Source organism: Streptomyces sp. NPDC058221 (genome assembly GCF_042882365.1).
Classification (GTDB): Bacteria; Actinomycetota; Actinomycetes; order Streptomycetales; family Streptomycetaceae; genus Streptomyces.
This window is the reverse complement of the sequence record NZ_JBHVWF010000158.1, coordinates 1-17,232: the sequence shown is the minus strand read 5'-3', so window position 1 is coordinate 17,232 and position 17,232 is coordinate 1. Positions and strand designations below refer to the sequence as shown.

Annotated in this window: 17 protein-coding genes; all 17 read right to left on the bottom strand. The window is 70.0% G+C overall.

Annotated features, from left to right (window positions below):
* Nucleotides 1–1,246: 3' terminal RNA ribose 2'-O-methyltransferase Hen1 (locus tag ACFVW8_RS33230; protein WP_389696672.1), on the bottom strand; the 1,246-nt coding region annotated here is incomplete at its 3' end.
* A gap of 43 nt (nucleotides 1,247–1,289) precedes the next feature.
* Nucleotides 1,290–2,276 (bottom strand): homocysteine S-methyltransferase, encoded by a 987-nt coding sequence (gene mmuM, locus ACFVW8_RS33225; protein WP_389696670.1) that lies wholly within the window; start codon nucleotides 2,274–2,276, stop codon nucleotides 1,290–1,292.
* A gap of 77 nt (nucleotides 2,277–2,353) precedes the next feature.
* Nucleotides 2,354–3,277, bottom strand: coding sequence for an LLM class F420-dependent oxidoreductase (locus tag ACFVW8_RS33220; protein ID WP_389696668.1), 924 nt, complete (start codon nucleotides 3,275–3,277; stop codon nucleotides 2,354–2,356).
* A 110-nt stretch (nucleotides 3,278–3,387) separates the two neighbouring features.
* Nucleotides 3,388–3,924, bottom strand: coding sequence for a DUF6099 family protein (locus ACFVW8_RS33215; protein ID WP_389696666.1), 537 nt, complete (start codon nucleotides 3,922–3,924; stop codon nucleotides 3,388–3,390).
* Nucleotides 3,925–4,049: 125 nt separating this feature from the next.
* Nucleotides 4,050–4,409, bottom strand: coding sequence for a nucleotide pyrophosphohydrolase (locus ACFVW8_RS33210; protein ID WP_389696664.1), 360 nt, complete (start codon nucleotides 4,407–4,409; stop codon nucleotides 4,050–4,052).
* Between the two features lie 253 nt (nucleotides 4,410–4,662).
* A complete protein-coding gene (locus ACFVW8_RS33205; protein ID WP_389696662.1) occupies nucleotides 4,663–5,082 on the bottom strand; it encodes a cell division protein SepF in 420 nt (139 codons plus the stop codon).
* Nucleotides 5,083–5,165: 83 nt separating this feature from the next.
* Entirely contained in the window at nucleotides 5,166–6,440 is a 1,275-nt protein-coding gene (locus ACFVW8_RS33200; protein ID WP_389696660.1) for a cytochrome P450, read from the bottom strand.
* A complete protein-coding gene (locus tag ACFVW8_RS33195; protein WP_389696658.1) occupies nucleotides 6,437–7,051 on the bottom strand; it encodes an ATP/GTP-binding protein in 615 nt (204 codons plus the stop codon). Before ACFVW8_RS33195 ends, ACFVW8_RS33200 begins: the two co-directional genes overlap by 4 nt.
* A complete protein-coding gene (locus tag ACFVW8_RS33190) occupies nucleotides 7,029–7,382 on the bottom strand; it encodes a DUF742 domain-containing protein (protein ID WP_389696656.1) in 354 nt (117 codons plus the stop codon). The genes ACFVW8_RS33195 and ACFVW8_RS33190 overlap by 23 nt, the downstream gene beginning before the upstream one ends.
* Nucleotides 7,379–7,804, bottom strand: coding sequence for a roadblock/LC7 domain-containing protein (locus tag ACFVW8_RS33185; RefSeq protein ID WP_389696654.1), 426 nt, complete (start codon nucleotides 7,802–7,804; stop codon nucleotides 7,379–7,381). The genes ACFVW8_RS33190 and ACFVW8_RS33185 overlap by 4 nt, the downstream gene beginning before the upstream one ends.
* Nucleotides 7,801–9,174 carry an ATP-binding protein gene (locus ACFVW8_RS33180; protein ID WP_389696652.1) on the bottom strand — a complete coding sequence of 458 codons (1,374 nt, stop codon included), beginning with the start codon at nucleotides 9,172–9,174 and terminating at the stop codon, nucleotides 7,801–7,803. Before ACFVW8_RS33180 ends, ACFVW8_RS33185 begins: the two co-directional genes overlap by 4 nt.
* Nucleotides 9,175–9,262: 88 nt before the next feature.
* Nucleotides 9,263–10,291: an MBL fold metallo-hydrolase gene (locus ACFVW8_RS33175; RefSeq protein WP_389696650.1), complete on the bottom strand. Its 1,029-nt coding sequence runs from the start codon at nucleotides 10,289–10,291 to the stop codon at nucleotides 9,263–9,265.
* 330 nt (nucleotides 10,292–10,621) lie between these two features.
* Nucleotides 10,622–11,797, bottom strand: a complete 1,176-nt coding sequence (locus ACFVW8_RS33170) for a ricin-type beta-trefoil lectin domain protein (protein ID WP_389696648.1) — start codon at nucleotides 11,795–11,797, stop codon at nucleotides 10,622–10,624.
* Nucleotides 11,798–11,941: 144 nt separating this feature from the next.
* A complete protein-coding gene (locus tag ACFVW8_RS33165; RefSeq protein ID WP_389696646.1) occupies nucleotides 11,942–13,117 on the bottom strand; it encodes a Gfo/Idh/MocA family protein in 1,176 nt (391 codons plus the stop codon).
* A gap of 68 nt (nucleotides 13,118–13,185) precedes the next feature.
* Nucleotides 13,186–14,826: a hypothetical protein gene (locus ACFVW8_RS33160; protein WP_389696644.1), complete on the bottom strand. Its 1,641-nt coding sequence runs from the start codon at nucleotides 14,824–14,826 to the stop codon at nucleotides 13,186–13,188.
* Between the two features lie 51 nt (nucleotides 14,827–14,877).
* A complete protein-coding gene (locus ACFVW8_RS33155; protein WP_389696642.1) occupies nucleotides 14,878–15,837 on the bottom strand; it encodes a carbohydrate ABC transporter permease in 960 nt (319 codons plus the stop codon).
* Nucleotides 15,834–16,844 (bottom strand): ABC transporter permease, encoded by a 1,011-nt coding sequence (locus ACFVW8_RS33150; protein WP_389696640.1) that lies wholly within the window; start codon nucleotides 16,842–16,844, stop codon nucleotides 15,834–15,836. The genes ACFVW8_RS33155 and ACFVW8_RS33150 overlap by 4 nt, the downstream gene beginning before the upstream one ends.
* Between the last annotated feature and the right edge of the window lie 388 nt (nucleotides 16,845–17,232).

Sequence of the window (17,232 nt, the reverse complement as noted above, 5' to 3'; positions counted from 1 at the left end):
CGTTGTACTCGACGTTCGGTGTGGTCACCAGCACCGTGCGGGGCCGGGCCGAGCCGAACACCGCGTACTCCAGGGCGGGCAGCCGCGGCAGGTCGAGATGCTCGATGACCTCGCTCAACACCGCCGCGTCGTAACCCTTGAGCCGCTTGTCGGTGTACGTCAGCGAGCCCTGCTGGAGCGTCACGCGTGCGGCCTGGCGCTCCCCCATCCGGTCCAGCTTCAGCCGGCGGGAGGCGATGGTGAGGGCGCGCATCGAGACGTCGACGCCGACGATCTCGGTGAAACGCACGTCCTTCAGCAGCGCCTGCACCAACTGGCCCTGTCCGCAGCCCAGGTCCAGCACCCGGCTCGCCCCGGCGCCGCTCAGCGCGGCCAGGATCGCGGCCCGCCGCTGCTCGGCGAGCGGCACCGGCCGCTCCTCGGTATCGGCCGACTCGTCGACCGCGTTGTCGATGCTCTCGACGTCGAGGTCGTCCGACTCGGCGAGCCGCACCAGCTCGAGCCGCTCCATCGCCTGCCTGGTCAGCCCCCAGCGGCGGGCCAGGTACCGGCTGGTGATCAGCTTCTGTTCGGGGTGATCGGCCAGCCAGCCCTCACCGGCGCGCAGCAGTTTGTCCACCTCGTCCGGCGACACCCAGTAGTGCTTGGCGTCGTCGAGCACCGGCAGCAGGACATACAGCTGCCGCAGCGCGTCCGACAGCCTCAGCTCGCCTTCGAGTACGAGCTGTACGTACCGCGAGTCCCCCCACTCGGGGAACCGTTCGTCCAGCGGGACGGCCACCGCGTCCACCCGCGACCAGCCGAGCGGACCGAAGAGCTTGCGCACCAGCTCGGCACCACCACGGGCCGGCAGGGCGGGCACTTCGATCCGCAACGGCAGCGTCTGAGCGGCCCGCTCGGGCATCGCCCGGCAGGTACCGCTCAGGGCGGACTTGAAGACGGTGCTCATGGCGACGGACAGCAGCGAGGACGCCGCGTACGGGCGGTCGTTGACGTACTGGGCGAGTGCCGCGTCGGGGGCGCCACCCCGGCCCTTGCCCTTGCCCCGCCGCACCAGCGCCACGGGATCCACCTCCAGCAGGAGCGCAGCCGTGCAGCGCTCCGCGGACGCCTCGGGATAGAAGACGTGCGCGGTGCCGTGGGAGGTGGAATACGTCTGCGCCTTCTCGGGATGCTTGTGCAGCAGGAATCCGAGATCGGTGGCGGGACGCTCCGGGGTGCCGGTGGTGCTGATCGTCAGGAACACACGTCTGAGTATGGTCCGGTTCACTCCCCCTCACCAGGCATTTTCACTCCGTCTCCGGTTCTTTTCCGCCGCCTTCCTGGTCATGGGCCTCCGGCGTTCCGAGCCGAGCGGCCAGTTCGGCGACGGTCCCCGGACCGACCCGGCAGCAGCCGCCGACCAGCCGCGCACCGGCGGCCCGCCAGGCGCGGGCCCGGCCGGGATCGAACGTGGCCTCCCCGGTCCACGCCCGCTGCCCGGCGTCCCAGCGCTCACCGCTGTTCGGATAGACGACGACCGGCTTGCCGGTCACCTCCGCCGCCGTCCGGACCGCTGCGTCCGCGTCGGCCGGATCGCAGCAGTTCACCCCGGCCGCCAGCACCCGGTCGTGCTCCGCGGCAAGGCCGAACGCCTCCTCCAGCGGCTGCCCCGCCCGCGTCCGTCCGCCCGCCACGGTGAAGGAGAGCCAGACCGGCAGTCCGCACTCCTGCGCGACCCGCAGCAACGCCTGGGCCTCGTCGACGTCCGGCACGGTCTCCAGTGCCAGCACATCGGGGCCGGCGGCGGCCAGCGCCTCGATCCTGGGCCGGTGGAAGCGCTCCAGCTCGCGGACCGAGAGCCCGTAGCGGCCCCGGTACTCCGAGCCGTCCGCCATCACCGCCCCGTACGGACCGACCGAGGCGGCAACCCATACGTCCCGCTCCACCGAACCGGCCGCCCGCCGGGCCAGCCCCACACTGCGGGCGAACAGCCCGGCGGCCTCCGCCCGCCCGGCCCCACGCCGCCCGAACCCCTCGAAACTCGCCTGATAGCTGGCGGTGATGAGCACCTGCGCACCCGCCCGCACATACGCCGTGTGCGCGGCCACGATCTGCTCGGGCCCGTCGGCGAGCAGCCGGGCGGACCACAACGCGTCGGACAGATCGCAGCCCTGCGCCTCCAGTTGGTTGGAGAGCCCGCCGTCGAGCAGGACCGTCCCCGCCGCCAGCGCGGCGGCCAGCGAGCGGGACGGCGTCCCTGCGGAGGGCCGGGACGAATCGCGGGCGGGCTGCACAGCTGCTCCTTCTTCCCCGGACGAACCGGATGTGTCCCGGGCGGGCCCGGCCCGGCGTCAGGCGGCTGGAACCTGTCTCAGGCGAGCTGGGACTGGACCTGCGACGAGATCAGCTCCAGGTGTCCGAGGTCGTCGAGATCCAGCACCTGGAGGTAGATCCTGGACGCCCCGATCGCCTCGAACCGGCCGATCTTGTCCACCACCTCGGCGGGCGAGCCCGCCAGCCCGTTCGCCTTGAGCTCGGCCACGTCCCGTCCGATGACGGCGGCGCGGCGTGCGACCTCGGCATCGTCCTTGCCGACGCAGACGACCAGGGCGTTGGAGTACACCAGGTCGTCCGGCTTCCGGCCCTCCGCCTCGGCCGCTGCCCTGACCCGGCCGAACTGCTGCTCGCTGTCCTCCAGCGAGGCGAACGGAATATTGAACTCGTCGGCATACTTGGCGGCCAGCCGCGGCGTGCGCTTCGCCCCGTGTCCGCCGACCAGGACAGGCACCTTGGCCTGAGCCGGCTTCGGCAGCGCGGGTGAATCGGTGAGCTGGTAGTAAGTACCGTCGTAGCTGAACGTCTTGCCGACATCGGTCGACCACAGGCCGGTGATAATCGCCAGCTGCTCCTCCAGCCGGCCGAACTTCTCCGGCGGGAACGGGATTCCGTACGCCTTGTGCTCGTCCTCGAACCAGCCTGTGCCCAGGCCCAGTTCGACGCGGCCGCCGGACATCTGGTCGACCTGCGCCACCTGGATGGCGAGCACACCGGGGAGACGGAAGGTCCCCGCGGTCATCAGCGTGCCGAGGCGGATCCGCTTGGTCTCGCGCGCCAGCCCGGCGAGCGTGATCCATGCGTCCGTCGGACCGGGGAGCCCGTCCCCCTGGCCCATGCGCAGATAGTGATCGGAACGGTAGAAAGCGTCGAACCCCAGGTCCTCGGTCGCCTTGGCGACGGTGAGCAGGGTGTCGTAGCTCGCCCCTTGCTGGGGCTCGGTGAAGATTCGAAGATCCATGCATCCATCCTGCACCGCCGGACACCGCTCGTCCCTCTCCCGCTCCTTTTCACCACCGCGGTGTCCGGATCATCCCGGGCCGGGGCGCCGGTCACCGGGACGCCGGTCGCTCAGGGCCGGCCGGCAGCCGGTCCCGCCGGCCCGTGGAGCACCCCGTGCGGGCCGTCCCGCTCCCGGCTGCGCTCCATATCGTGCCGGCGCTCCCGGTCCCGTTCGTCGAGCAGCCGGAGCATTCCGTGCACCCGGTCCATCGACTCGTCGGCGGCGTCGATCGCCTCCATGCACTGCCAGTACAGGCTCTGTTCATCGGTCTCGCACGCCACCCCGACCAGGGCTATCCCGACCTCACCGAGCAACGCGCCCAGACCGGTCAGCGCCGCACGCGGATCGGCGACCTGGGAGAGCTGCGCCGCCCTGGCCACCCCGGCCCGCGCCGCCGGGTGGTCGAGCGCCCCGTTGCTTCTTCCGCCGATCTCGCTGAGGCCTGCCGCCTCGCCCCGTAACTCCTTGGGGCCGCTCGCCGCCAGCCGGCTTCCTACCGCCTGGGCCAGGGCCTGGGCCTGCCAGGCCTCGGCGATGATGTCCGGTGTGCCCCTGCTCTGCGCCAGAGCCCGCCTGATGACCGCTACCAGCCGCTCCGCTTCCATGTGTTGCCCCCGTTCGGTACGAAAACCTGCTCACCTCTTCCATTACCCACAGTGAGGGCGGTGGTACCGAAAGGCCAGGGGATTTCGGAAATCTGTGGACACCTTGTCGACTGTGAATAAGTCGATCACTCCGAAGAGTGACGATTTCCGGTCTGAAGCCCCTTTGTGGCCGGGAAGCGCACCTCATTCCGCTCGATCTTGGCGGCCAGCGCCGTCAGGGCGTCGATGCCCAGCACCTCGCAGAACTGCAGCAGATACGCGAGTACATCGGCGACCTCGTCCGACACCCGGTGCGCGGTTCCGGGGTCGTCCATGATGCGGGCCGACTGCTCCGGCGTCAGCCACTGGAAGATCTCCATCAGTTCGGATGCCTCGACACTCAGCGCCGAGGCCAGGTTCTTCGGGGTGTGGTACTGCTCCCAGTCGCGTGCGGCCGCGAACGCGGCGAGCCTTCGTTGCAGGGCGGGTACGTCGAGTTCTGTCACGGTCCCAGGTTCCCAGCTCCACCACCGTCGCTCCGGCCGCCCCCTGGCCTGTGCGGCGCCCGCCCCGGTCGCCGTGCCGGGCAGCCGAACGCGGCGGGCCCCGCCACGGAGGCCGCCGGGCCCGCCGCCCACCCTCGGCATGCCGTGCTGCCGCACTGCCACCGGCGCACCCCGGTGGCCCGGACGGACCGAACAGACCGAACGAACCGAACGAACCGGACGGACCGACACCGACCCCCGTCCTGGCCCCGTCCTAGGCCCCCGGCACTCCGGCCGCCGTCACGCCCTCGACCTCCATGCCGATGGGCGACAGCAGGAAGACGTTCCGGTCCACCCGGTGCATTCCGCTGCCGAGGCCGAAGACGACACCGCTGGTGAAGTCCAGGATCCGCTTGGCCACATCGGGCTCGGCGCTCGTCAGGTCGAGCAGCACCGGAATCTGTGCGACCAGGTACTCGGCGACCTCGCGCGCGTCCGCGAAGATCTGGACCCGCAGCACCACCATGCGCCGCTGCTCGGCGCTCTCCTGCTCCTCCGGGACCGTGCGGTGGTCGACCCGGGAGGGCCACTCGTTGCGACTGCGCAGCGGTACGACCTGGGCCAGTCCCTCCCACTGCTCGTCGGTGACGTCATACCTGTCGTACCTGCTCACCGGACCACCCCGTCTGTGCATCGGTTGGCGTTGCGCCGGCTGCGCTCACTGTTCATCGGGCAATTCTCTCGCTTCTCACCCGTTCGGCCTACCAGCGACACGGCTCAGGGCCCTATCGGCACCGTCGAAGTACTGCCGGACGCGGCCTCGGAGCGGGTCTCCGGGTCCGCGGGCACCGTGGTGTCGAGCGGTGTGAAACGTACCGGCAGATGTGCCAGGGCCCGGTGGAACGGTCCGGGACGCCACAGCAGTTCACTTACCGGAACGCTCAGTTCCGCATCGCACAGCTGGCTGGTGAACTGCTCGATCGCGGTCATCGCGATGAGCAGCGCGGGCTGTTTCGCGGGACACCGGTGCGGTCCGGCGGACCAGGCGAGGTGAGCGCTGGCCCCGGAGCGGACCCCGGCCTCGGGAGCGGCCGGTTCGGACTGGGTGTTGGCGGCGCCGAAGGAGACCAGGACCAGCTGTCCGGCGTGCAGCCGGACACCGTGGAACTCCGTGTCGTGGCGCGGGTAGTGCGCGGCCAGGTTGGCCAGCGGCGGGTCCTGCCACAGGACCTCGTTGATCGCCTCGTGGGCGGTCATCGCTCCCCCGTGCAGCGAGCCCGCGTACCGCTCGTCGGTGAGCATGTGCAGGATCGCGTTGCCGATCAGATTGGTCGTGGGGTCGTGGCCCACACTCATCAGCAGGGTGATCTGACGCACGGTCTCATCGTTGTCGAGACGGGCCGGATGTGCGAGGAAGTACGAGGTCAGGTCGCGACGCGGCCGGGCACGCCGGTCGGCGACGAGGCGGGTGACGACATCGACGAGGTCGTCGTACGCGGCGGCGCTGCCCTCGGCCGAGTTCATCATCCCGCCGACACCGTCGACGATCCGTTCACCGTCCTCGGGGGCGACGCCGAACCAGGTGACGAAGACGTGCAGCGGGAGTCGCCTGGCGTACTGGGCGATGAGATCGCCACAGCCGGTGGCGGCGAACTCGCCGATGAGCTGCTGGGCGACCCCGGCCACCTCCGCCCGCAGGACGTGGGGTTCGATCAGCGCCAGGGTGTCGTTGATGGCGTCGCGATAGCGGGCGTGCTCGTCGCCGTCGCTGAACAGCGCGGTGGGGCGGTGGCCGAGCACGGGCAGCACCGGCGAGTCCGGCGGGACCGTCGCCTGCCAGGCGCGGGGGTCCTTGCTGAAGGTGTGGGTGTCGCGCAGCAGGTCGACGGCCGCCTGGTAGTCGGTGACCAGCATCGCCTCGACACCCGGCGCGATCCGGACCGGTGCCAGCGGCCCCTGTTCGCGCAGTTCGCGGTAGTGGCCGCGCGGGTCGGCAGCGAAGTCGGGGCCGTACAGCGCGAGGGGCTGCGGTGGCTGCGCGAACAGGGTCATGACGGGTCCTCGGGTCGCGGCAGTCGGGTCAGCACGTGTTCGGCCAGTGCGATCAGGGCGTCGATGCTGCCCCGGCGTTCCCGGGCGTCGCACTGGATCAGCGGGGTCCCGGGGGCGAGGTCGAGGTGCTGTCGCAGCACCTCGTCGCTGTGGGCGGGTGCGTCGGGGAAGCGGTTGACCGCGACGGCGTACGGCAGCCCCTGCTCCTCCACCATGTCCATGACCGCGAAGGAATCGCCGAGCCGCCGGGTGTCCACCAGGACGAGCGCGCCGAGCGCACCGCGCGCGATGTCCTCCCACAGCGGCAGGAACCGCTCCTGGCCGGGCGTGCCGAACAGGTAGAGCACCAGGTCGTCCGGGACGGTGAGCCGTCCGAAGTCGATGGCGACGGTGGTCGTGGTCTTCTCGGGGAGTCCGGCGGTGTCGTCGAGCAGGGTGCTGGACTGGGTCATCGCCTCCTCGGTGTGGAGCGTGGCGATTTCCGAGAGCGTACGGATCAGGGTCGTCTTGCCCACGCCGAAGGGACCCGTGACGACGAGCTTCATCAGGGTCCGGGCGGCAGCCGGCAGATAGCCGACGCCCGTCCGGTCAGTGGAGGGAGCGGAGTCCAACGAGCAGCCTCTCGACGAGTGACCGGTCGATCTCCCCGGCACTGGGTATCGGCGGTCGGGTGAGCAGAAGTCCGGCGGCCGCGAGATCCGTGGCCAGGAATACGGTGGCGCTGACCGGCAGGTCCAGATGGGCGGCGCACTCGACGACGGTGAGGGCGCCCGGTTCCAGCAGTTCGCACAGCCTGCGCTGTTCCGAGCCGGTGTCCGGGGGCGGTACCGCATCGGTGCGTACGAGCACGGCGAGCCGGTCGAGCGCGGGGCCGGCGGGCCTGGACCGGCCGCCGGTGACCAGATAGGCGGGGATCAGCCGGCGTCCCGGTCCGGAGCTCATGGCCGGGCTGCGGTGTCCGGTTGGCGCGCGGGCGCGTGCATCGCCCGGGTCAGCGCGGTGACCTGCACCTGCATCTGATAGGCGATGTCGCCCAGTTTGGCGCCCGGTTCGGCGAACAGGGCGAGTGTGGTGTTGTTCCCCGCCGGTACGACGACGGCGAAGCCGAGGTCGGACTCGACGACGGTCTGGGCCAGTCGCGGGGTGTCGACGCCGGTGAACGCCGTGGTGAAGGCACGGGCCGCGGCGTGCAGGGTGGCCGTCATCGCGGCGACCCGTTCGCCGGATGCCCGGTCGAGACCGGGTGAGGCGCCCTCGATGAGACCGTCACCGGTGGCGACCACCGCATGCTGCACTCCGGGCAGTTCCAGCAGCGGGGTCAGCACCCATGCGAGGTCACCGGTGGTGGGGCTGGGGGCGCTCACGTCTCGTCGTCTCCTTGGTCGTCCTGGTCACCCAGGTGGTCGTGGCCGTCCGAATCCGGTGCAGGGGCCCGCCCGGCGACGCTCCTGCCATTGAGGGTGCCCTGCTGGAGGGCCGCCCAGGAAGACTCCGCCTGCTCCGGTGTACGGGACACCTGTACGGCCGGCGGTTCGACGGCGGAGGCCTGCGGCGCGGCCGTGGCGGCCCGGGGAGGGCGCCGGCGCCTGCTGGGCAGGCCGGCCGGCTGCGCCGCGGGGGCCGCCTGCGGCGGGTCCTGCGCGGGGACGGCGGGGGTGGCCTCGTCGGCTGCGGCGGGGTGCGCGGACACGGGCACCGGTGCCAGGGCGGAGAGCGTCCGGTCCTCCTTCAGCACGGTCAGCAGGTGGGCGGGGACGCGCAGGATCGTCCGCATACCGCCGAACGGCGAGGCCTCGATGTGGCAGTGGAAGCCGTACTGCACCACGAGCCGGCCGACGACCGCGAAGCCGGTCTGCGGCGGGTCGCCCAGCTCGGTCAGAAGCACCTCGGACGGCCCCGCCAGAAGGGCCCGGGCCCGGTCGAGCGCGTCCTCGTCCATGCCGATGCCCGCGTCGTCGACGACCAGGAACGCGCCCCGGCCGCCGCTCTGCTGGAGCGTCACCGTCACATCGGTGTCGGGGTGCGAGTACGCGGTGGCGTTGGCGAGCAGCTCGGCGAGCGCGATGGCGAGGGGCTCGGCGGCCCTGGCCGCGAGCGCGAGCCGCTCCTCGCGCAGATGGTTGGCCACCTTGATCCGCTCGTAGCCGGCGACCCGGGACTGGGCACCGAGCACGATCTCGACGAGCGGTGAGTTCTGCCGGGCGAGGCCGGGCCAGGCGTCGCACAGCACGGCGGTGGACTGCGTGCGGCGCAGCGCCAGTTCGTTACGGAAGTCGAGCTGCAGGATGCGCGGGTCGTCGTACTCGTGCTGGAGCTCGTGCAGCAGCTGCTGGGACTGGTTGAGCAGCGACTGGATCTTGGCCGATGTGCCGCGCATCGCCGCTCGGGCGGCCGCGTCGACGCGCTGTCGTTCCTCCATGACGGCGGTCCGGGCCGCCTGGACGGCCTCGGTGAGCAGCCGGGCGGCTTCGCCGTCCACCTCGGCTGCCTCCCGCAGTCCGGGGACCTGGGCGCTGGGATGCGAGAGCGCGACCGCGGCGGCGGGGATCCGTCTGTGGGCCAGTTGCCGGATCTCGTCGACGAGCGCCGCCGTGCGGGCCTCGGCGGCCTTCAACTGCCGTTCGCACACCTCGGCGTGGGTCACGGCGACCTGCTCCGAGCGGGCGGACCCGAACGAGCGGGCCGTCGCCACCACGGCGGCCGCGATGGCTATCACCGCCAGGATCCATCCCATGCCGTTACCGCTCTCTCTTGTCGGGTCGGTGCTCCGGCCGGGGCGGCGGCGGAGGGTCGGACGGATGGCCGAGGGCCCTTCGTCCGGATCAGGCCGGGGCGGCGGCGGGCCGTGCCCTCACCCCGCCGGCGCCCGCCGGCTCACGGGCCCGCTCCACCTCCTGCGCCAGCACGGCCACCTCCGTCATCACCTGGAGCACACCGGGCAGTTCGGATCCGTCGAGCTGCCGGTACTCGCTGCCGATCGTCACGGCGAGCCGCTCCGGAAGCCCGAGTTCGGGATGCCGGCCCTCGCCGATGACCCGGCGGGCCGCCTCAAGGGCCGGTACCCCGTCGGCGTGGAAGGCATGGGCGCGTTCGCGCACGTACTCCAGATAGACGATGTGCTCGCGTACGCCGGCCGGGCCGAGGACCGGGCCGTGGCCCGGCACGACGGTCTCGGCCCCGGTGGCCAGCACCTGTTCGCAGGCCGCGATCACATTGCTCAGCGGGCCCGCCCAGTGGATCGGGTGGTCGCCCGGCTGCCCCGGCGTGGAGGAGAAGATGATGTCCCCGCTGAACACGGCGCTCTGGGCGGGCAGGTGGACCATCAGGTCGCCCGTGGTGTGCGCGGAGGGCAGGGCGGTGATCTGTACGGGGAATTCGCCGAGGGTCAGTTCGAGTTCGCCGCTGAAGTACGTGGTGGGCCGGACCGGTTCGGTCCCCGACCAGTCGAACGGGGCGAAGTGGCGCCCGAGGTAGGCGCCGAGCGGACCGGCCGGGTCGCTGCCGTTGACCAGTGCGTGCTGCTGTTTCGGCGTGGGCTCGTAGTGGATGTGGTCCCGGGCCTCGCGGGTCGCGATGATCTCGGCGTCCGGGAGCACGCCCGCGCCCCAGAAGTGGTCGCCGTTGGCGTGTGTGACGATCACCCGGTCGATGGCGGCCCCGTCGGGCAGCAGCTTCGTGCTCTCGGCCAGGAACCGCCCGGCGAGCACTACGTCGTAGGGGGTGTCGATCCAGAGCGCGCTGCGCGGCGAGACGAGAAGGCCGCAGTTGGCCAGCCCCCAGCCCCGTTTCGGCGGGAGCCACGCGTGCAGGCCCCGGCCCAGGTCAACGACGTCTCCACCCGTGATCGACATGGACGCGATTATGCCGACCGCGATCCGGTCGCGCGTTCGAACCCGGCCAGAGCATCCTCTTGTTGGCGTGAAATCACCTCTTCGCCCCACCGGCGGCGGTCGGGCGGTGACCGTACGGAAGCGCCGGAGCCGCCCTGTCCATAAGATCATCCGGATCAACCGGTGGATACTCCCTGATTCCCCTCGGACCCGTGGTCGCCGAGCGGCAGGTGGCCGTCAAACCGAAAGAGGCCGATTACCCACTGAGCATGGCTGAAAACAGACGCTGCAACGCCCCCGGGAGTACACCGCAGGTAGCGGCCTGCCGGGGGCGTCGCGGCGCAGGGTGTCCTAGTAGGTCGCGGGCACGTTCCACTGCTGGTTGGCGCCGCCGTGGCAGTCCCACAGATCCAGGGACGTCCCGCTCGTGGTGTCGCCGCCCGGAACATCGAGACAGCGGCCGGACGCCTTGTTGACGAGCGCGTGCGCGGAACCGTCGTACGTCCACTGCCTGGCCTGGTCGGTGACCGCGCCGCCCGCACCCGTACCGGCACAGTCGCGCACCCGTACGGCGGCGCCGTTACCGGTGCCCTCCGCGGTGAGGCAGTAGTCGGACGTCAGGCGCACGGAGCCGTCGGCCGCTCTCACCCAGGCCTGGTTGTCGCTGCCCGAACAGGTGTAGAGGTCGGCCACGACACCGTCCGCGATGCCTCCGGAGGCGTCCACGCACTTTCCGGCCGGGCCGGTGACCGCTCCACGCACCGAGTTGCCGATCGCGAGGTTCTGCACCGTGGAGTCGGCGGCAGCATCGGTCCGGGTCATGGGCGCGCAGGCGTTGCCGCTGTTGGAGGTGGCCGAGACCGCGCCGGTGACCGTACCTCCGTTGCCCGTCGGCACCCCGAAGCGGGCGTCACTGAACGGCTGGTCGTAGCAGTTGGCGCGCGGGTTGTTCCACTCGAAGTACTCGGTCCAGTCGACCATTCCGGACGGGGAGATGGCCGTGGCCGGGGTCCTGATGCTGCCGAGCTTGTACGAGGCTCCCGTGCTGGTGTCCGCGACGGTGGCACCGAACCAGCCGTCACCCTCGGCCGCGACCTTGAAGGTGTAACGGTGACCGGCGGTCCAGTCGAGGTTCATCCGGCAGCTCATGCCCTCGCCCTCGCCGCCGAAGCCCTGGCACCAGCTCCCGGCGGAGCCCGCTGTGGCCTCGGAGACGTCCCAGACGGAGAAGAGGAGCGTGCGCTTCGACCCGCCGTTGGACTGCATCCCGATGTAGGCGCCGTTGCCCTGGTCGAAGCCGAACTGGTGGCTCCAGAAGATGTTCGCCCGGTATCCGGGGTCGTGCAGGACGGTGGTGGACCAGGTGACGTCGGTCAGCTTCGGCGCACCGGAGAAGGAGTAGTTGGTGTACGTGCCGGGAGTGATGCCGAGGTCCGCGGCCTGGGCGGGGGCCGCCGTGCCGAACAGGGCCATTGCGGCTGCCGCGGCGGTGGCGGTGACGGTACCGAACAAGTGGCGCAGGGTCATGCGTTGCACCTGCTTCTGATGGGGGGAATGGGGATCGTTGCCTTGCATGCACCGGCCCGGAGAGGGCCTGGGTGCATCTCGTGCGGTGAAACCCGCCGGACAGGGCGGTGGCGCGGCCCTGTCCGGCCTTTCCCGGTCAGGTCCTCAGGAGCGGACCTGACCGCGTTCGAAGTACGCGGCCAGCTCGGGGTCGAGGGCCGGCACGTCGTGCGGTGCACCGCCCTCGCGCAGGGAGCGGGTCGCGAGCACACCGGCGGCGACGCTCATCCGGGCGGCGACCGGCGAGGTGTCGGTGACGCCTCCGTCGCGCACGAAGCGGCAGAACTCCTCCATGATCCGGGTGTCCCCGCCGCCGTGCGAGCCGCCGGCCTCCGGCACCCGGTAGGTGATGTCGGCGTCGGCGCGGTATCCGCTGGGCCCGGTGTTCCAGACCTTGACCTCGTCACCGGGGCTGTCGCCGAAGTTCTCGAGCCGCCCCTCGGTGCCGATGACGGTGTAGTTGCGCCAGTAGTCCGGGGTGAAGTGGCACTGCTGGTAGGCGGCCACGACGCCGTTGTCGAGCTGCATGTTCATCACCGAGACGTCCTCGACGTCCACGATGTGGTGCAGGTCCTTGCGGGCCGTCGGCGGCCAGTCGAACTCGCGCAGCCAGTTGTCGGGGCGCGGGGTGTCCGCCTCCCGGCGCGGCAGGTCGCCGTAGACCAGCAGATCACCCAGCGCGTTGACGCGCCGGGTGTAGCCGCCGGCCAGCCAGTGCAGCACGTCGATGTCGTGCGCGGCCTTCTGGAGCAGCAGACCGGTGGTCCGGGTCCGGTCGGCGTGCCAGTCCTTGAAGTAGTAGTCGCCGCCGTAGCCGACGAAGTGTCGTACCCAGACGGCCTTGGGCTCACCGATGTCGCCCCGGGCGATGATGTCGCGCATCAGCCGCACGACACCCATGTGCCGCATGTTGTGGCCGACGTAGAGCCGGGTACCGGTCTCGTACGCGGCGCGCAGGACGTTGTCGCAGCTCTCGACGGTGATCCCGAGCGGCTTCTCGACGAAGACCGCCTTGCCGGCCCGCAGCGCGTCGATGGCGATGGCCTCGTGGGTGTCGTCCGGCGTCGCGATGATGACGGCGTCGAGGTCGTCCCGGCCGAGGAGCAGCTTGTAGTCCTCGACCGCGACGTCCGTGCCGAAGCGCTCGGCCTCGCGGCGCCGCACCTCCGGGTCGAGGTCGCAGACGGCGGTGATCGCCGAACCCTGTCCGGGGTGGTGGGCGGACATCGCGATGGAACGGCGCAGGCCGAGTCCGATGACGCCGAGTCGCAGGTCTGACACGGGGGTCCCTTCTCTGTCTGTACGGGTGGTGCGGGTGGTGCGGACGTGACCGGCTGCCCGGCCCCGGGCTACTTGCCGGTGAGCGAGGCCTCGAACTCGGCACGCATCTTGTCGCCGCCGCCCGAACGCCACTTTCGCAGCTGCTCCTTGTAGGCGGAGAGGGGCTTGCGGCCAGCGACGATGTCCAGCTGGAGGTCGCTCATGGCGGTGGTGAGCGAGGGGCTCTTGCTGGTGGACGTGTCGGAGAAGTGGCCGCTCGTCGGGTTCGTCTGGCTGATCTTGAGGAGCTTCTGCTGCCAGCCGTGGATGTTCCTCGCCAGCTCCGGCTGTCCCGGGAGGTAGATGTACTCGGGGCCCGCGGCGAGGAAGGCCAGCGGCATCGCCGTGGTCACCGCCTCGGAGTTCCCCTTGGCGGTGAGTTTGACGTCGCCCTTCGACGTACGGGTGAAGTGCTTGCCCTCGATGCCGTTGTCGAGGAAGAGCCGTTCCTCGGTGCCGAAGGGGGCTGCCAGGTAGTCCATGACTCCCAGCAGCATCTTCACGCGCTTGGTGTCGGCCTTCTTGTTGATGGCGGTGTAGCCGACCGAGCCGTAGCCCATGCTGTACCGAGGCTTCGCACCGCTCTCGGCGGCGAAGGGCACGATGACGCCGAAGGGGAAGTCGTACGTCTTGGCGTCCACCAGGAAGCTGGGGAAGGACTGCACATAGGCGCCGAGGTTGCCCTGCGCCATCTTCTCCATGGTGGTGCTGAGGTTGGGGTCCGGCCAGAAGAGACCTGCCTTGGCCACCTTGACGGCGAATGCCAGTGCCTCCTGGTACTCCTCCGTCTCGTACATGTGGGTCAGCTTGCCGCCCTCCAGCCGCCATCCGCTGGGCGCCCCGAACCACTGGGCGAACTGGCCGATGTGGTTCACGTACGCCGGCTCCAGGACGTACTTGTTGCGCTTGGTGTCCAGGAGCTCCTTGCCCTTGGCGAGGAAGTCCTCGGCGCTGCTGAACTCGGCGCCGCCGACCGGCTTCCAGAAGTCCTGGTTGACGACGTAGACCTGGCCCATGGAGCCGTAGGCCACGGTGACGCCGCGGATCTTGCCGTTGATCACGGCGGTCTTCCAGGCGGTGGTCGGCAGATTCGCCAGGTTCGGGTAGTCCTTCACCGCGTCGCCCGAGAGGTACTCGGTGAGGTCGTGGAACTTGGCGTCCATCAGTTCGGGCACCCGCTGGATGCCCTGGTTCGGCGGGAACCAGACCAGGTCGGGTATGTCGCCGCCGGCCATCATCGCGTTGAACTTGGTGAGGTAGGCGTCGACGCCCTGGTCCACCACGATCGTCATGTCGAACTGCGCTCCGAGGCGCTTGTTCAGCTCCTGCCAGTAGGCGTTCTTGGCCTGCGGCGGGGCGGGCGTGGTGAAGGTTTCGGTGAGGGCCGTGATGCGGCTGCCGTCACCCGGCGCCTTGGCCACCGACTTGGTGAGGGCCTTGGGGTAGCGCAGATACGTGGCGTCCAGACCCGCAGCGTTGCCCGCCAGGTCCGCGGGGGCGGTCTGCGCGGCCACGTACGTCGGCAGTTTGAGCTTGGCCGACGCCTTGGCACCGCCCTTGCTGATCGTGGCACCGCTGCCGCAGGCGCTCAGGGTCGACAGACCGGCCACGGTCAGGCCGGCGATTCCCGCGGCGCCCATGAAACCGCGCCGGGACAAGGTGGTGGACATGGGGCTCCTTGAAAGGTGGGGGTACGTGACGGCGGTTCCGGGGCGGGCGGATCAGCCCTTGATCGCCCCGGTGAGGACGCCCTTGACGAAGAACTTCTGCAGGAAGGGGTAGACACAGAAGATGGGCACGATGGCGATGATCAGCACGGCCATCTGCAAGGACGTCGCGGGCGGCACCGAGTGGACGCCCATGGCCGACGCGTTGATGCTCTGCCCGTTGAGCACATAACTGCGCAGGATCACCTGGATGGGGAACTTGCCGGCGTCGTTGAGGTAGAGCACCGCGTTGAAGAAGCTGTTCCAGTACCCGACCGCGTAGAACAGGCCGACCACGGCGAGGACCGCCTTGGACAGCGGCAGGACGATCCGGAAGAGGACCGCGGTCTCTCCGGCACCGTCGATCCGCGCCGCGTCGTACAGCTCTTCGGGAATGCTCTGGAAGAAGGAGCGGACGACGACGATGTTGAAGGCGTTGAGCAGCACCGGAAGGATCAGCGCGGCGTAGGTGTCCAGCATCTTGAACTGCTGGACCGCCAGATACGTCGGGATGATGCCGGGGGCGAAGAGGAACGTGCCCAGCACCAGCAGCAGGATCGGCTTGGCGAGGACCGTTCCGGGGCGGGAGGTCCCGTACGCGATCATCACCGTGCAGGCGAGGCTGAGCGCGGTGCCGACCAGCGTGATGCCGATGGAGACCAGCGCGGCCTGGGTGACGACGCCGCCGGACAGGACGACGCGGTACGCCTCCAGCGTCGGGTGATGGGGCAGCAGCACGTAGCCGCCGTTGGCGTTCAGCTCCTCGCGGCCGGCCAGGCTGGTGCCGATGGCGAGGACGAACGGGTAGAGGACGATCACGGTGAGGACGGCCAGGGCCACCGCCTTCGCGCCCTGTCCGTACCAGTGGGGGCGCTCCATCCACGGCGGCCTGCCGCTGGAGTTGCGACGGCGTGCCCCGTCCCGGGTGCCGGGCCGGACGGTGCGCAGCCGGGTCGCGACGGACTGCTGACTCATCGGTAGACTCCCTGCTCGCCGAAGCGGTGGGCCAGCTTGTTGGCGGCGAGGATGAGGGCGAATCCGATGACGCCCTTCATCAGACCGGCGGCGGTGCTCATGCCCCAGTCGCCGTCCACGACTCCGTGGAAGTAGACGTAGGTGTCCATGACTTCGGAGGCGTCGGGGCCGACGGCGTCACGCTGCAGGATGATCTGCTCGAAGCCGACCGAGAGAATGTCGCCGAGCCGCAGGATCAGCAGCATCAGGATCACGGGCCGGATGCCCGGCAGCGTGATGTGCCAGATCCGGCGGAGCCAGCCGGCGCCGTCCATCGCGGCGGACTCGTACTGGCCCATGTCGATCGAGGCGATGGACGCCAGGAAGATGATCGTGCCCCAGCCGGTGTCCTTCCAGATGGCCTGGGCGGTGATCAGCAGCTTGAAGGTGCCGGGGTCCGTCATCACGTTGCCGATGCTGACGCCGTGCTCCATCAGCAGTGTGGTGACCGAACCCGCGCCGCCGAGCACCTGCTTGAACATGGCGACGACGACGACCCAGGACAGGAAGTGCGGGAGGTACACGACGGTCTGGATGAAGCGCTTGATCTTCTCGCTGATCAGCGAGTTGAGCAGCAGGGCCAGGGCGATCGGGGCCGGGAAGTACAGCAGCAGCTGGATCGCGGTGATCTGGAGCGTGTTGGAGACCGCGCTCCAGAACTCCGGTTCGGCCAGCAGCGCGGTGAAGTTCGCGAGCCCGACGAACGGACTCTCCTTGAAGCCCAGGAACGGCTGGTAGTCCTGGAAGGCGATGACGTTGCCCGCGAGCGGCAGGTAGAAGAACAGCGCAAAGTACAGAACGCCCGGCAGGCAGAAGAGCAGAAGCGCCTTGTCCCGTTTGAGGCGGTACCGGAGCGGCTGCCGTATTCGGTTCTTCCTGCGCTTCTTCCCGGCGGGCGCATCCGCACCGTCCGGGTCGCGGGGCTGCGGCACGGACGGCCGCGCTGCTGTGACCGGCGCATCTGCCATCGTCACAGGCACCTCCAGGGCTGATGGAGCGAGAGAGCGTCCCGCATACGTGGAGGCGGCGCGCATCCGGAAGGGATGCGGCCGCTGATCCTTCGCGGCGACAGGCACATAGTTCACGATGGCGCACCTGGATGGCAATAGTTGTTCATTTCGCAGAGGTAACGAACATCTATTGGCAGGGAAATGTCACCGCGCGCAGCATCGCGAACCATCCGGGTACTCAAAATGTGCACAGAAGCGGCACAGGACGACCGTGAAGCGACCACCGACCCCGCGCGGGGCGGCTGCAACCGACCATGGAACGCTCGGTTGTGTTCGATCGTGCATACATTGATGCATGATCGAACACAACAGAACACGCCCCGGACGGCGGGGCACACAGATCGGC